11 protein-coding genes and 3 pseudogenes are annotated in these 15,170 nt (G+C 69.8%); 7 read left to right on the plus strand and 7 right to left on the minus strand.

Annotated elements, in window-relative coordinates; genetic code table 11:
* Window positions 1-12 precede the first annotated feature (12 nt).
* The 3 genes from AC38ZX_RS14450 to AC38ZX_RS14460 form a co-directional block, all read right to left on the minus strand.
* Entirely contained in the window at window positions 13-243 is a 231-nt protein-coding gene (locus AC38ZX_RS14450) for a CDGSH iron-sulfur domain-containing protein (protein ID WP_491294966.1), read from the minus strand.
* 215 nt (window positions 244-458) lie between these two features.
* Entirely contained in the window at window positions 459-2,060 is a 1,602-nt protein-coding gene (locus AC38ZX_RS14455; protein ID WP_491294967.1) for an ABC transporter permease, read from the minus strand.
* Window positions 2,060-3,277, minus strand: a complete 1,218-nt coding sequence (locus AC38ZX_RS14460) for a sugar ABC transporter substrate-binding protein (protein WP_491294968.1) — start codon at window positions 3,275-3,277, stop codon at window positions 2,060-2,062. The genes AC38ZX_RS14455 and AC38ZX_RS14460 overlap by 1 nt, the downstream gene beginning before the upstream one ends.
* Before the next feature lie 421 nt (window positions 3,278-3,698).
* Between AC38ZX_RS14460 and AC38ZX_RS14465 the strand changes: the two are divergent.
* The 3 genes and pseudogenes from AC38ZX_RS14465 to AC38ZX_RS14475 form a co-directional block, all read left to right on the plus strand.
* Window positions 3,699-4,313, plus strand: a pseudogene (locus tag AC38ZX_RS14465) (alpha-L-arabinofuranosidase family protein); the annotation flags it as partial.
* Between the two features lie 64 nt (window positions 4,314-4,377).
* Window positions 4,378-5,244 (plus strand): alpha-L-arabinofuranosidase C-terminal domain-containing protein, encoded by an 867-nt coding sequence (locus AC38ZX_RS14470; RefSeq protein ID WP_491294969.1) that lies wholly within the window; start codon window positions 4,378-4,380, stop codon window positions 5,242-5,244.
* Between the two features lie 4 nt (window positions 5,245-5,248).
* On the plus strand, window positions 5,249-6,265 hold the full coding sequence (locus AC38ZX_RS14475; RefSeq protein WP_491294970.1) for a LacI family DNA-binding transcriptional regulator: 1,017 nt from the start codon (window positions 5,249-5,251) through the stop codon (window positions 6,263-6,265).
* Window positions 6,266-6,664: 399 nt separating this feature from the next.
* On the opposite strand, the pseudogene msrA reads toward AC38ZX_RS14475, so the two are convergent.
* Window positions 6,665-7,175: pseudogene (msrA, locus tag AC38ZX_RS14480) on the minus strand (peptide-methionine (S)-S-oxide reductase MsrA).
* Window positions 7,176-8,406: 1,231 nt separating this feature from the next.
* Between msrA and AC38ZX_RS14485 the strand changes: the two are divergent.
* The 4 genes and pseudogenes from AC38ZX_RS14485 to AC38ZX_RS14500 form a co-directional block, all read left to right on the plus strand.
* Window positions 8,407-8,919 (plus strand): annotated as a pseudogene (locus AC38ZX_RS14485) (D-apionate lactonase family protein); the annotation flags it as partial.
* 452 nt (window positions 8,920-9,371) lie between these two features.
* Window positions 9,372-9,995: a D-apionate lactonase family protein gene (locus tag AC38ZX_RS14490; protein ID WP_491294971.1), complete on the plus strand. Its 624-nt coding sequence runs from the start codon at window positions 9,372-9,374 to the stop codon at window positions 9,993-9,995.
* Entirely contained in the window at window positions 9,992-12,619 is a 2,628-nt protein-coding gene (locus AC38ZX_RS14495) for an SDR family oxidoreductase (RefSeq protein ID WP_491294972.1), read from the plus strand. Before AC38ZX_RS14490 ends, AC38ZX_RS14495 begins: the two co-directional genes overlap by 4 nt.
* Window positions 12,612-13,328 (plus strand): FadR/GntR family transcriptional regulator, encoded by a 717-nt coding sequence (locus AC38ZX_RS14500; RefSeq protein WP_491294973.1) that lies wholly within the window; start codon window positions 12,612-12,614, stop codon window positions 13,326-13,328. Before AC38ZX_RS14495 ends, AC38ZX_RS14500 begins: the two co-directional genes overlap by 8 nt.
* 5 nt (window positions 13,329-13,333) lie before the next feature.
* On the opposite strand, the gene AC38ZX_RS14505 is transcribed toward AC38ZX_RS14500, so the two are convergent.
* From AC38ZX_RS14505 to AC38ZX_RS14515, 3 genes are all read right to left on the minus strand, one after another.
* Window positions 13,334-14,146, minus strand: coding sequence for a carbohydrate ABC transporter permease (locus AC38ZX_RS14505; RefSeq protein WP_491294974.1), 813 nt, complete (start codon window positions 14,144-14,146; stop codon window positions 13,334-13,336).
* A 94-nt stretch (window positions 14,147-14,240) separates the two neighbouring features.
* Complete coding sequence (locus AC38ZX_RS14510) at window positions 14,241-14,519, minus strand: carbohydrate ABC transporter permease (protein ID WP_491294975.1); 279 nt, start codon at window positions 14,517-14,519, stop codon at window positions 14,241-14,243.
* Between the two features lie 237 nt (window positions 14,520-14,756).
* Complete coding sequence (locus AC38ZX_RS14515; protein ID WP_491294976.1) at window positions 14,757-15,164, minus strand: carbohydrate ABC transporter permease; 408 nt, start codon at window positions 15,162-15,164, stop codon at window positions 14,757-14,759.
* Window positions 15,165-15,170 lie beyond the last annotated feature (6 nt).

Genomic DNA, 15,170 nt, shown 5'->3' on the forward strand with positions numbered 1-15,170 from the left:
ACCCGGCCCCGCTCAGCTGCCGGGGCGGTCGCACGGTGCCGTGAAGCCGATCGCCTCGTGGGTCCCGTCGCAGTAGGGCTTGATCGCCGACGCACCGCAGCGGCACAGCGCGACGATCGCACGTCGTCGAGGGACGGGCCGACCGGCCGCGTCGACGATGGCGATGGGACCTCGAACGAGGATCGGGCCATCGGGGCAGACGACGATCGTCGCGCTGGCAGGTTCCGCCGGTGGCCGCCTCATCACGCGATCCGTAAGGACACGCGCCGACCCGCCAGGCGCCGAGCACGTGCGCAATCATTGGTGTCGTTCAGAGCGCGGTCCGGCCGGCGCCTCGAGCCAAGCCCACCATCACAAGCGACGCGGGCTGCCGACCGGAGCCGTCGCCGGCGTCGGCGTCGGCGTCGAGGCATTTGCGCTTTCCTCGAACGCCCCGCCGCGCCGACCTCGGGCGCGGCCTACTTCACCGCGCCCATCGTCAACCCGGTGCGCAGGAGCCGGAAGCTCGCGACGTAGACGATGAAGACCGGCACGGCCGACACCACCGCGAACGCCATCATCGCGGGCCAGTCGACGCCGTACGCGCCCGACTGCACGGCGATCAGGGCGCTGAGCGGGTATTTGTCGGGCGAGAGCATGAAGGTGATCCCGTAGAGGAACTCGCCCCACGAGACGAGGAACACGATCGACGCGACCGTCAGCACGCCGTTGCGCGCGAGCGGCAGAGCGACCGAGCGGAAGGAGCGCACGGCAGCGGCACCGTCGATGCGCGCCGCCTCCTCGATGGAGACCGGGATGGCCCCGAAGAACGGGCGCAGGAGCAGGATCGCCCACGGCAGGAACAACGCGGCGTCCGCGAGGACCAGGCCACGTGTCGTGTCGATCAGACCCCACTTCGAGAGCAGCCAGAAGAGCGGGATGAGGTTCGCGGTCTGCGGCACCATCTGCAGGACGACCAGCACAGCCAGGGCGGGGACGACCACGGCGGACCGCACCCGAGCAAGGGCGTAGGCGGCTGGGACAGCGAAGAGCAGGCACATGACCGACGTCCCGACCGCGACGATCACCGACTGTCGCAGCGAGTCGACCAGCGCGGGGTCCGCGATCGCCGCCCGGTAGGCGTCGAGAGTCGGGGTGAAGACGAAGGAGGCCTGCGAGGACAGGACCTCGTCCTGGCTCTTGAGCGAGGTCAGGACGATCCAGAGCAGCGGCAGGCCGTACATGAGGTAGAGCAACGTCCGGATCGTGAAGGCGACCGGTTCGCGACGAGCGCGGGTCACGGCGCTCCTTCCTCGTTGCGACGGACGTCGCGGGCGTAGACGAGCGCGAGCGCCAGCACGACGACGAGGGCGAGCAGGGCCGCAGCGGCGCCCCGCCCGTAGTCGAGCTCGATGAACGCGTGGACGTAGGCGAGGTACGGCAGCGTGGTGGAGGACGTGCCGGGTCCACCGGCCGTCATGACGTAGATGAAGTCGAAGCTTCCGGAAGGCGTATACGACGGTCAGGACGGTCAGGACGGTCGCGGCCGGGCGCACCGAGGGCGTCAGCACGTAGCGGATCCGCTGCCACGGGCCTGCGCCGTCGATCTCCGCTGCCTCGAGCACCTGCGGGTCCACGCTCAGCAACGACGCCCGCAGGATCAGGGCGTTGAAAGGAACCACCGCCCATGCGTTGACCAGGGCCACCGACCAGAGCGCCAGGTGCCGGTCGTAGAGGAAGCCGATGCTCGTCGTCCCACCCAGCGCCCGGAACGTCTCGTTGAGCAGGCCCTTGTCCGCGAGCAGGAACTTCCAGATCGATCCGTTGACCACGGGAGGAAGGGCCCAGACGAACACCATCATGCCGAGCAGGAACGAGCCGCCGCGGGTCGAGGACGACATGGACACGGCGACGACGTAGCCGCCCACCATGCCGATCACGGTGACCACGAGCACGAACGCCAGGGTGTTGAGGACGACACTGACGAGGTCCGGCTCGTGCAGGACGGCGGAGAAGTTGCCGAGCCCGACCCATTGCCACTCGTTGTTCAGCGTGGCGGCCGTGACCTCGTGGAGACTCATCACCCCGAGCTGGACGAGCGGCCAGATCGCCAGCGCGAGGAGCAGCGCTGCCGCGGGGATCGCGAAGGCGAGGCGGCGGTCCCGCCGGGTGGTGACCCTCCTCGTCGGGATGGCGTGTCCCGACGAGGAGGGTCCATGCGCGAACCCCCGAGGAGAGGAGGGTTCCTTCGGGAGGGCGCGCATCTGCATCGAGCCGTCAGTCCTTCAGGAGCGGCACGGAGCTGGGTCACGAGCTCGTCGGCGAGCGCATCTGGGGCGCCCTGATCAGCCACGGCCTTGCTCCAGTAGTTCCCGACCAACGTCTCGACGGCATCGACGTTCTTCGACGGCACCTGCGGGCTCGGCGAGGGCCGACCCTGCTTCTGCACGATGTCGACGAAGGTGCTCAGCAGCGGGTCGTCGCTGATCTTCGGCGACGAGGCCGCGTCGGCCCGGGCCGGGATCGAGCCGAACGAGTCCAGCAGCGTCATCTCGCCGTCGACGGAGAAGAACGAGTCCTCGAGGAACTCCTCGGCCAGCTCCTTGTGCTTCGAGAAGGCGCCGACGTTCTGCACCTCTCCGCCGAGCAGCACTCCGCCGTCCGACGTGAGAGGAAGCTCAGCGACGCCGTACGTGAACTTGGCCTCCTTGGCGGCACCGATCTGCCAGTTGCCGTTGGCGGCGAACACCGAGTTGCCGGCGGCGAACTGCTGGAACGGGACCGCCTGGTCCCAGGTCGAGGCTTCCTTCGACAGGTAGCCCTTGGCCGTCCAGTCCTGGAGCATCGAGTAGGTCTTGGCCATGGGTGCGGCCTGGGGGTCGCCGTACGAGAAGCCGTCGGACGTGAACCACGGGAACCCCTGCCACTGGCTCTCGAGCCCGGGCTTGCCGGTCAGCGTGATGCCCTGCTTGCCCGCCGCCACGGCCTTGGCCATGGTGTCCTCCATCTCGGGGATCGTGGTGGGTACCTTCGCGCCGAGCTGGTCCAGCAGATCCTGGTTGTACCAGAGGCCGAGCAGGTTCACGTAGCCCTGGACGCCGTAGAGCTTGTTGTCGACCTTCTGCATGACGCCGGCGGGGAACTGGCCCTTGTCGGCGAACGTGTCCCACCAGCTGTCCATGGGTTCGATCGCGCCGGACTGTGCGAGCGGGTAGGTGCCGGACGCACCGAAGACGAGCACGTCGGGGCCCTTCTTCGCGCCGGCCGCTGTGACCGTCTTGGTGGTCATCTGCTCCACCGGGACGTACTCGAACTTGACCGTGACGTTCGGGTGGTCGACCTCGAACGCGTCCGCGAAGCTTCTGCAGCCCGGCGACCTGACCGTCCGTGTTGTAGTAGTGCCACACCGTCAGCGTCACCTTCTCCGCGCTGCTCGACGACGCGGTGTCCGAGCCGCCACCCGCCGAGCACGCCGTCAGCGCCAGTGCGACCCCCACGAGCGCGAGCACCGCGCGGGATCGCTTGTGGTTCCTCATGAGCAAGCCGCCTCTCGTTGTCTTCGTTGACCGTGTCCCTGCCGGACGCCTGCGCACCATTTCCACGATGAACTCCTCGTCCTGGAGCGAGGATGTCGCCTGAAACCCTTTTCGTCAAGCATCAATGTCGAAACGGCGCGGTGGTTGACAGCCGTTGTCGGACCGCATAATTTCATCGAAGAAATGCGACCTGAAGGAGAGAGCCTCACCGTGATCACACCCTCCGCGGACGACGCCGGCGCCTCGGCTGTCCCCGTGACGCTCGCCCTCGGGCGCCGCGTCGGGACGGCCGACCCTCGACTGTTCGGGTCGTTCGTCGAGCACCTGGGCCGCGGCGTCTACGGGGGCGTGTTCGCCCCGGACGACCCGAGCGCTACGCCCGAGGGCTTTCGCGCCGACGTGCTGGAGCTGGTCCGTGAGCTGGGGGTTAGCATCGTGCGCTACCCGGGCGGCAACTTCGTCTCCGGGTACGACTGGCGCGACGGGATCGGACCGCGGGAGGCGCGTCCGCGCCGGCTGGACCTCGCGTGGAGGTCCATCGAGACCAACGCGTTCGGAACCGACGAGTTCGCCGCCTGGTGCCGCCAAGCCCGCGTCGAGCCGATGCTCGCCCTCAACCTGGGTCTGGGCGACACGCGCTCCGCACTTCAGCTCCTCGAGTACGCCAACCACCCGTCCGGCACGACGTTGTCGGACGAGCGCATCCACAACGGCTCGCCGGACCCCCACGACGTGCGCCTGTGGTGCCTCGGCAACGAGGCCGACGGGCCGTGGCAGCTGGGCCACCGGTCCGTGCGCGACTACGCCGAGCGCGCCGCCGTGACGGCGGCGGCGATGCGGATGTTCGACCCGACGCTCGAGCGTGGTCGTCGGCAGCTCGAACCCGCAGATGAGCACGTTCGGCGCCTGGGAACGCGAGGTGCTGACCCGGACGATCGACCTCGTCGACTACCTCTCGTGTCACATCTACTTCTACGACGACGGCGACCTGGGCACGTTCCTCCGTTCGTCCGACGTGCTCGACCGGTTCCTCGACGACGTCGCGGCGACGATCGCCCACGTCCGGGCCGCGACCCGCAGCGTGCGCGACATTCGGATCAGCCTCGACGAGTGGAACGTCTGGAACTACGCCGCGTACGACGCGCTTGACATCGGCCGACCGTTCGAGGAGGCGCCGCGGCAGCTCGAAGAGGTCTACACGCTCGCCGACGCCGTTGTCGTCGGGTCCCTCCTGCAGAGCATCCTCAGGCACTGCGACGTCGTCTCGATCGCGGCCATGGCGCAGCTGGTCAACGTCATCGGTCCTATCCGGGCCGAGCCAGGGCGGCCGGCGTGGCGACAGACGACCTTCCACCCGTTCGCCGCCGTGGCACGCAGCGCGGGCCACACCGTGCACACGGTGAACACGGCCACGGGGCCCGACGAGATCGTGACCTGCATCGTCACCGTCAGCCCGGACGGGTCCGAGGCACTCGTGCACCTGGCCAACTGCTCCACCGCGACCGCCGCAGACGTCGAGCTCGACCTGACGGCCCTGGACGCCGACCAGGTCGACGGTGCACACCTCCTGTGGGTGCCCGACCCGCACGCGACCAACACGATCGAGTCCCCCGACGCCGTGAGCCCACAGCCGCTGGCGACGGACCTGCGCGGCGGCTCCCTGCGGCTGACGCTGCCCGCCGTATCGTGGGCCAGCGTCCGCATCCGGTGCGCTGCAGAGGGCGGGTGATCGCATGGGCAGCAGATCGGACGCCGTGACGATGGCTGATGTCGGGGCACGTGCCGGCGTCACCGGGCGCACCGTCTCCAACGTGCTCTCCGGGCACCCGTCCGTGCGCGCCGAGACCCGCGAACGCGTGCTGCGCGCGGTCGACGAGCTGGGCTACCGGCTGAACACCTCGGCCCGAAGCCTGCGCACGGGCCGGACAGGCTCGATCACGCTGGCCATCCCGGAGCTGGGCATCGACTACTTCGCCGACCTCGCGGGCCGCATCATGATCGAGGCGGAGCGGCACAGCTGGTCGGTGGTCATCCAGCAGACGGACGCACGCCGCGAGAACGAGCTGGCGATCCTCAGCGGCGCGAGCCGACAGCACTCGGACGGTCTGATCTTCCAGCCGCACGCCCTGGGGCCCGGCGACGAGCGGCACCTCACCGGCAACGACCGGCTGGTGATCCTCGGCGACCGCATCTTCAACGCGCCGGTCGACCACGTCGCGATGGCCAACGTCGAGGCGGCCCGGCTGGCCACGCGCTACCTCGTGGACCGCGGCTACCAGCGCATCGCGGCGATCGGCTCCAACCCGCGCGTCGCCACCACCAGTGCAGCCTCACTGCGTCTCGACGGGTTCCGCGCCGAGCTCGCCAGCCACGGGCGGCAGGTGCCCGACGAGTACGTCGTGGTCGCCGAGGACTGGCACCTGCGCGACGGCGCCGTAGGCATGGAGCGGCTGCTCAGCCTGCTCGAACCGCCCGACGCCGTCTTCTGCTTCAACGACACGATGGCGTTCGGCGCCCTGCACACGATCGCGGCGCGTGGGCTCAGCTCGCCCAGCGATGTCGCGGTCATCGGCTTCGACAACGTCCCGATGGCGGAGTTCGCCGTTCCACCGCTCACGACCATCGAGCCCGGCACCGATCAGATCGCCAAGCACGCCGTCGACCTTCTGGCGGCACGCGTGGAAGGGCGGGCCGACGGCCCGACCGAGATCTTCGCGACCTGTTCCCTCGTCGTGCGCCGGTCAGCGTGAGCAGCGCTCAGCCGCGTTCTTCGGAGGGGTAGCGGGGCATCGTGTGGCCCGGACCGAGCGAGAAGCCCGAGCGGTTCTCGACCAGCCGGACGCGGCCTGGACGGAACTGGTGGTCGGTCGCGTCCTCGGCCTGTCGCACGGCTCGGTGCGCAACGGATACGAGCAGATCCGAGTCACGGCGTCCGTAAGCCCTGCCGAGTCTCGTCGCGGCCAACGCCAGTGACTATCGCGAACGTCGTTCACATGCGCCGGCGCAATCGCGCAGGAAGGTCTGCTGCGCGGGTTGAGTCAGGCCGCGTTGGCGAGGAATCGTGGGGTTGTCCTCATGGCGGCGAACTCCGAAGACGGCGATGCGCGCTCGTCAGCTGCGCGGTGGCTCCGGTCGGCCGATCGAGCCGGTCACGCGGTCTGGCTCTCATGGTGGGGCAAGGTCCACCCGGGCCGGACGTAGTGGCAGGTGTAGCCAGCGGGAAACTTCTCGAGGTAGTCCTGGTGCTCTTCTTCTGCCTCCCAGAAGTCACCGACCGGTACCACCTCGGTCACGACCTGCCCGGGCCACAGCCCCGACGCGTCGACGTCCTTGATCGTGTCCAGTGCAACATCCTTCTGTGACTCGCTGGTGTAGAAGATCGCTGATCGGTAGCTCCGCCCGACGTCGTTTCCCTGCCGGTTCCGGGTCGAGGGATCATGGATCTGGAAGAAGAACTCGAGCAGATCCCGGAACGAGATGATGTCGGGGTCGAAGACGATCTCCACGCTCTCGGCGTGGTCGCCGTGATTGCGGTAGGTCGCGTTCGGGGTGTCTCCCCGGAGTAGCCGGTGCGGGTCGAGACCACGCCCGGCCGGCGGCGCAGCGAGCCTGCGCGCCCCAGAAACAGCCACCTGCAAGGACGGCGCGTTCGGTGCTCATGATGTTCCATCCATCTCGGGAGAGTGACCGCGCAAGGGATGCGCGTCAACGGTAAGCCTGAACCATCTGGGCCCGACGCCTTCCGACCAGGGGAGTCCTGAGGCAGCCCGCGGGATGACGTCCACGTGTGCGACGTTACTGCCGACTGGAGAGACCTGCCGTTCGCTCGTTTCGCCGAGCCCGTCTCGGTCGGTCGAAGTACTGATCGGTGATCCTGTGCATCGGAGTTCGCCTCTCTCGGCTCGTCGCCCGCCGTGGGACGACCCGCCTTGAGCCTCCAGGCCGGAGGGCCGTACCGGTGTGGGGGGAACGGTATTGGGCCTAGGCCCAGGGCCGACGCCGGCGATTCGCGAGATGACGGATGACGTGGTCGACCAGTACAACCGGTGGCAATGGGAGGCATGCGTCTCGTGGATCGCAGCCCGGCCCGGCAGCGCCGCAGACACCACGCTCAAACTCGCCGAACACCTTGCGGCATTGAGGTAGGTCCGCCCCCGGTGTCCGGCCGCGTGGCCGAGAAAGGGGCCGAGGTGTTGCTCGGCGCCCCGGCTGCGCGATCTGGACGCCGCCTCGACCCATCCGACATCGGCCGGCGCACTGGCGACCCCAGGAACCTCAGAAGCGCCGGGCATCGCCGCGGTGGTCGCAACTGATCTGGTCCCATCGCCGTGTGCGCGAATCCGTACCGGGGCGGGTCGAGGTTTCCTGCGCGAGCAGCGCCTCACCGCCTCGGGCAATGGCGCGACGCTGAGGGAAATTGCAGAACCGGTGGTGGGCAGGCGCCCCGGCTGCAATCAGATGACGCGTGGGGCCCGACCGGCGGTGCTGGCGCGCGATCACGCGGTCGTGTTCGAGAGTGTTCGTGCCGTCATCGGTCGGTCTATCGGTCTTCAGCAAATGTCGCTAGTGCCGTGCCGACCAGGCGGCGTTCGTGTGACGAGTGCTCGCAGCGACGGCGGTGACGGTGCCGAGCAGCGCGACCGCGATCGCCAGGGTCCGGGCAGAGCCAGCCGGGCCGACTGCCCTCACGCCGGAGGTGCTGGGGTTGCTCAAGACCCGCCGTCCGTCGGGTCGATCGACTCGCTGACGGTGCGGCACCTAGTGTACGGTATACCACGTGAATGGAGGCGGCATGTCGACCGGTGCGGCGGCGCCCCTGGTGGCCGGCAAAACCGGTCCCATGCCCCTGCAGGCCGGGTCGATCAGCGCCCGGCTTGAACCCGACGGTCAGATGCGTGACGTGCGGTTCGGCAGCGTCCCCGTGTCCCCGGCGATCGCGGTCCTGGTCCGCGACGCGGGCTGGGCAACTGTGCCGGGGGACGTGGTCCGAGAGCAGGCCTCCCCGACGGAGGTGCGGCTCACGGGGTCGCACGTCGGTGACGGCGTCGACGTCGCATGGACGGGCGTGGTGACGGTCAGCCCGGAGGGGCTCTCCTATCGCATCGAGGGCGTGGCTCGCGGCCGGTCGCGGCTGAACCGCATCGGCCTCGTCGTGCTGCACCCGCTCGCCTGGGCGGGCCATCGGGTCGTGGTGCACCATCCCGACGGGCGCATGACCGACTCGCGGTTCCCCACCGAGGTCTCTCCCCACCAGCCGTTCCGGGAGGTTGCCGGGTTCGACGTGGTCGCGCCCGGCGTAGATGTCACGGTGAGCCTTGTCGGCGACGTGTTCGAGACGGAGGACCAGCGCAACTGGTCCGACCCGTCCTTCAAGACCTACTCGCGACCCCTGGACCTCCCGTATCCGTTCATGCTCGAGGCCGGTGCCGGATTCGCGCAGTCGATCGACGTGCGCATCACGGCCCGCCCCGCACGCACGCGGGCGTCGTCGATCGGGCCGCTGCGGGCGGAGCCCGGCGACCGGCTGGCTCTGCCGGCGATCGGCCTGTGCCTCGGCCCGGGCGAGGACCCGATCGCGCACGCCGATGACCTCGCCGGCTTGGCACCGGCGTGGCTGCGGGTCGACGTGGTCGCGTCGGACTCCGGCCTTCTCGGCGGCTCGCAGGTCCTCGCCGCCGCCGTCGCCGGCGCGGTCGAGCTCGCGGTCCATGTGGAGGGCGCAGCACACCGCGGCATGGACGAGCTGGCGGCCCTGCTCGCCGACGTCGCCCCGAGTGCACTGATCGCGCTCGATGCGGGCGCGCCCACCACGACGGTCCACGCACTGGAGGCCGTGCGCCGGGTCCGGCGTCCCGGGTGCCCGCTGCTGGTCGGAACGGACGACAACCTCGCCGACTCAATCGCCATCGCCTCGACCCGGCCGCGCTCGGCGTCGACGGCGTCGCGTATTCGGTCGCTCCGACAGTGCACGACCTGGACGCCGAGGCGATCGTGGCGACACCCGACTCGTACGCCGCCGCCATCGCAACGGTGCGGACGTTCGCCCGCGGGCTGGTCGAGGTCGGCCCGCTGACGCTGCGGCCGAGGCGCAACATCTACGCCTCGGGCGTCATCGACCGCCTCGGGCGCGACTCCGGATCGGTCGACGCTCGCCAGCATGAGCCGGTGGCAGCCGCCTGGCTGTTGGGCGCCCTCGCCGCGCTGGTGGGCGCGGGCGCCGATCGGGTCACCCTTGGCGAGCTTCACGGGCTCCGCGGCCTCGTCACCGACGCAGGTCACCATTCCCCCGCCTACGACGTGGCTGCCGCCTTCACCCGGGCGACGTCCGCCCGGGCACTTCACCTGACCGGCGACGAGGTCCGCGGGATCGAGCTCGACGGCATCGCGTGGCTGACCAACCGGACGCGGAGATCCATGACCGTGCTGCTGCCCACCGGTTCGATCGAGATCCCGCCGCTGGGCGTGGCGGTGGCCCGATGACGCTCGGTATCAGCACCTATGCGTACCTGTGGCGCGCGTCCGACCGCCAGGAGAAGCCGATGACGCTCGAGCACATCCTCGATGACGCGGTGGAAGCTCGGGCTCGACCTGGTCCAGGTGTGCGACTGGCCGAGCTCGAGACACTCTCCGAAGCAGGTCTGGCCGACCTGCGGGACGCGTCGCGCGAGCGTGGGCTCGCCCTGGAGACCGGCACCCGGGGCGTCGAGGTCGAACACCTGCTCAACCACCTGCGGATCGCGACCGCGCTCGGCGCCGGTCTGGTCCGGTCCATGGCCGGGGCACCGGGGCGGCCTCCGGACCCACAGCGCACGGCGGCGGCGCTGCGCGAGGTGGCCCCCCAGTTCGAGTCGGCCGGCGTCGCGCTGGCCCTGGAGACGTACGAACAGATCCCGACCGCGACGCTCGTCGAGGTCGTCGCCGCGGCCGACAGCGAGGCGGTGGGGATATGCCTGGACCCCGGCAACGTCGTCGGTGCCTTCGAGCATCCCGGGCACGTGATCGACCTGGCGGCGCCCCGCACGCTCAACGTCCACGTCAAGGACTTCGCGTTCGAGCGCAGTCCCGACATGCTCGGGTTCCGGCTCACCGGTGCCCCGCTGGGCGAGGGGCGCTTGGAGCTTCGACCACCTGCTCGACGCTGTGCGGCCGGCAGAGCGAGGCATCAACCTCATCATCGAGCAGTGGTGCCCGTGGCAGGACGCAGGCGCGGCCGCGACGGGGAGCCTCGAGGCCGAGTGGTGCGCGCAGTCCGTCCGTGTGCTGACCGCGCCTGGGCGTCGTCAGACCTGGGAAGGCGGTGGGTCGTGACCGATCTGCGGGGCAGACGGGTCCTGGTGACGGGGGCGGCTTCCGGCATCGGGCTCGGGGTCGCCGAGCGCCTGGTGTCGGACGGTGCCCGCGTCGCGCTGCTCGACCGAGACGCGGCGCGGGTCGTGGCGGCCGCCGAACGCTTCGGCAACGCCGCGCTGGCCCTGCCGTGCGACGTCTCCGACGAGGCCGCGGTGGAGGCCGCCTTCGGGACGGCGAGCGACTGGGCGGGCGGCCTCGACGGCGTCGTCGCGGGCGCGGGTGTGCAGCTGCACGGCCAGGACTCTTCCGTCCAGGACCTCGACCTGAACGTGTGGGACCAGACCGTCGCGGTCAACCTTCGCGGCATGGCGGTGACCGGCAAGCACGGCGCGCGCGCCTTGATCGCGAACGGTGGTGGATCGATCGTCGTGATCGGCTCGCCCACGGGGCTGGTCGGACAGGCGCGCGGCTACACGGCGTACTCGGCGTCCAAGGCCGGCGTCCACGGGCTCGCGCGGGTCATGGCCGCCGACCTGGCACCCCTCGGGATCCGCGTCAACGTCGTCGTTCCCGGCTTCACGGACACTCCCCTCGTCGCGTCGATGATGGCCGACCACACGACCCGCGACTTCTTCGTCGGCAAGATCCCGCTCGGTCGTGCGGGCACGCCCGCAGACGTCGCGGCCACGGCCGCCTTCCTGCTCTCCGACGATTCGAAGCTACTCCACCGGAGCGCTCTTCATGGTCGACGGCGGAATGCTGGCGGTCTAGGGACGATGGGGACGGGAGGAGCGGTGCGGGCGGTCACGCGAGGACCCGGCGACGTCGTCGTCGAGCCCGTGTTCGCGCCGGTCGACGCAGGCCCCGGGCAGGTCGTCGTGACCGTCGACACGGTCGGGATCTGCGGTTCCGACCTGCACATCTTCGGCGGCGACCACCTCTACCTCACCTACCCGGTGGTCCAGGGGCACGAGTTCTCCGGGGTGGTGACGAAGGCCGCGCCCGGCTCACCGCCGCTCGGCGCACGGATCGTCGTCGACCCTCTGGTGCCGTGCGGCGCGTGCCATGCGTGCACGAGTGGCCACGACAACGCGTGCGAGCGGCTCGAGGTGCTGGGCGTGCACCGCCCCGGCGGCCTCGCCCCGACCGTCGCCGTCGCCGTGGACCGCGTGCACGAGGTCGGCGACCTGCCGGCCGAGGTCGCGGCGCTCATCGAACCGCTCGCCGTCGCGCTGCACGCCGTGCGCCGCGCGGCGGTGGGCACGGGGTCCGAGGTGCTCGTTCTCGGTGCCGGATCGATCGGCCGGTCCGTGGCACTCGCCGCGCTCGACGCCGGAGCGCGGGTGGTCGTGGTGGACCGAGAACCCGTGCGGCTGCGCCTCGTCGAGGCGCTGGGCGCGGACGCCGTCGCGACGGTTGGAGGCATCGCGGACGCCGTCCGCGGCCGGTTCGGGCGGTCCGGCCCGGACGTGGTGGTCGACGCCACGGGCGCCCCCGACGTGGTCGCCCAGGCCTTCGACGTGGTAGCGCACGCCGGGACGGTCGTCGTGGTCGGCGTCTCGACCGACGACCTGACGGTGCCTCTTGGCGTGTTCACTCGCAAGGAGCTGACCGTCCTCGGCTCACGCAACAGCCACGGCGAGTTCCCGCGCGCCGTGGACCTGGCCCGGCGGAATGCCGACGTGCTGGCAGGCTGGGTAAGCCACCGTTTCGAGCTGGAGCGCGCCGCCGAGGCACTGCAGTTCACGCACGACAATCCCGCCGATGTCACCAAGACCATCATCTACACCCGAGGAGGGGACGGCCGTGCCTGACAGCCCGCTGACCTTTACACCGCTCGACCGAAGCCCCAGCCTCTTCGAGGTGGTCAGCCAGCGGCTGCTCGAGGCCATCCGAGAAGCCGATCTGGCCGCCGGGTCCCGGATCCCTTCCGAGCGCGATCTGGGCGACCAGTTCGGGGTCTCCCGAACCGTGATCCGCGAGGCGGTGCGCCACCTCGCGGCCAAGGGCGTGCTCGACACGTCCGGCTCGGGTGTGCGGGTCGCCAAGATGGACCACGGCTCGATCTCCGAGTCGATCGAGCTCTACCTCACGGCACGCGGGCCGCTCGACCCGAGCAAGATCAGCGAGGTGCGCGAGACCCTCGAGCCAGCCACGACGCACTGGGCGGCGGTGCGCGCGACCGACGAGCAGCTGGCCGAGATCACGCAGGCGTGCGAGCAGATGGCCGGCACCGAGGGGCAGGCTGAGCCCGCCGCGATGGCCGACGTCGCTTTCCACCGCACGATCGCGGCCGCGTCCGGCAACGAGCTCTACCTCGTGCTGGTCGACTCGATTGCGGACGTCATGATCCAGGTCCGGCGGGCGACGCTCGGCGACCCCGACCGCGGCCGGATCGCACTCGAGCAGCACCGACGGATCGCCGAGGCTCTCGCGCGCCGCGACGACGCGGCAGCCGTCGAGGCCATGCGCGACCACCTGACCGACTCGTTGCACGCCTACGAACGGGTCGCGCCGCACTGAGCCGCTCAGCCCTTGACGGCCCCCGCGAGGAGGCCGCCGACGAAGAACCGCTGCAGCAGCAGGTAGATGACCAGCACGGGCAGGGCGGCCAGCACGATACCCGCGCTGAGCAGCTGATAGTCGTTGGTGAACGGGCCCAGGAACGAGACGAGCCCGAGCGGCACGGTCCACTGCTCGTTGTGCTGCAGCAGCGTCAGGGCTATCGGGAACTCGTTCCACGTGGACACGAAATCCAGCACGAAGAGGGCGGCGATCAGCGGGCGCGACAGCGGGTACAGCATGGTGAACAGGTAGCGCCACGGGCCGATCCCGTCCAGCCGCGCCGACTCCTCGATCTCGGCAGGGATCTGGTTGAAGTAGGCGTAGAAGAACACGGTCTGGAACGGGATCCCGAAGGCGATGTAGACGAGGATCAGGCCCCAGTACGTGTTGAGCAGGCCGGCCGAGAGCTGCATGCGGAAGATCGAGATCAGGGCGATCTGGATGGGCACGGCGGCGAGCGCGACGATGAGCACGACGATGCCCCGGCGGAACGGGAACGTGAACCGCGAGAGCCCGAAGGCGAGCATCCCCGACACGACGATGCCCAACGGCACCTTGACGAATGCGATGACCGCCGAGTTCACCATGTAGACCGACAGACCTCCCTCGGTCCACGCGCGCCCGAAGTTGCCGAGCGTGAGGTGGGTGAACCACGTGGTGACGTTCGTGCCGACGCTGCCGAACTGCTGCAGCGAGGTGAGGACGACCAGGAGGAACGGGAACAGCCAGACGACGGTGACGAGCAGCGCGAGGACGAAAGCGACCCAGCTCAGCACCCCGCCCACGGTGCGGCGGCGCCTCCGGCGGACCGGCTGTGAGGCGTCGTTGGTGCGCCCGGGAGCCCTGGTGACGGTGACCACGGATGCCCCCTCAGGCCTGGCTCGGTCGGAACGTCGTACGCACGTACGGCACGATCACGAAGATGGAGATGACCAGCAGGATCGAGGCGACAGCCGAGCCGACCCCGTAGTTGTGGTTGGTGATGGCGACCGTCCACGAGTAGTAGGACAACATCTGGCTCGCGCCGCCTGGGCCGCCTGCGGTGGTGGCCGCGATGAGGTCGAAGGACTTGAGCCCGTTGATGATGCAGAGCAGGAACACCAGCGAGAGGGTCGGGCGCAGGGTCGGAATCTCGATGTGCCGGAACACGGTCCACCGGTTGCCGCCGTCGATGCGGCAGGCCTCGATGAGCTTCGCTCGGAACGGACTGCAGTCCGGCGAGCAGGAGCACCATCGCGGTGCCCGTCCCGGCCCACACGCTGACAGCGAGCACGGCGTAGAGGGCCGTCGACGGGTCGCCGAGCCAGTCCTTGGCAAGCGAGTCGAGACCGAGCTGCCGCAGAAGCTGGTTGAGGAAGCCGTTCGCTCGGTAGATCAGCCCCCAGCTCATGCCAACGACGATCGCCGACAGCACGGCCGGAAGGTAGAAGGCGCCTCGGAAGAAGGTGCGCCCGCGGGCTTGCCGTTCAGTGCGACGGCCAGCGGGAGCGCGAGGATCACCGGCAGGACGGCCGACAGCGCCGTCCAGACCAGCGTGTTGCGCAGTGCTCCCTTGAAGATCTGGTCGTAGGTGAACAGGTATTTGTAGTTGCCCCATCCGATGATGGGGCTACCGAAGCCCTTGTACCTGGTGAAGCTCAGGTAGACGGCCCGCAGCACCGGGTAGACGAGGTACACGGCGACCAGCAGCAGCCCGGGAACTGTGAAGGGCAATGCCCTGGTGAACCCACCGAAGGTGGTGTGGCGCCGCTTGCGCCACACCACCTTCGGTGGCTCGAGGTTCGAGACGGTCATCCTCTG

The sequence above is a fragment of the Cellulomonas sp. McL0606 genome, assembly GCF_058248365.1.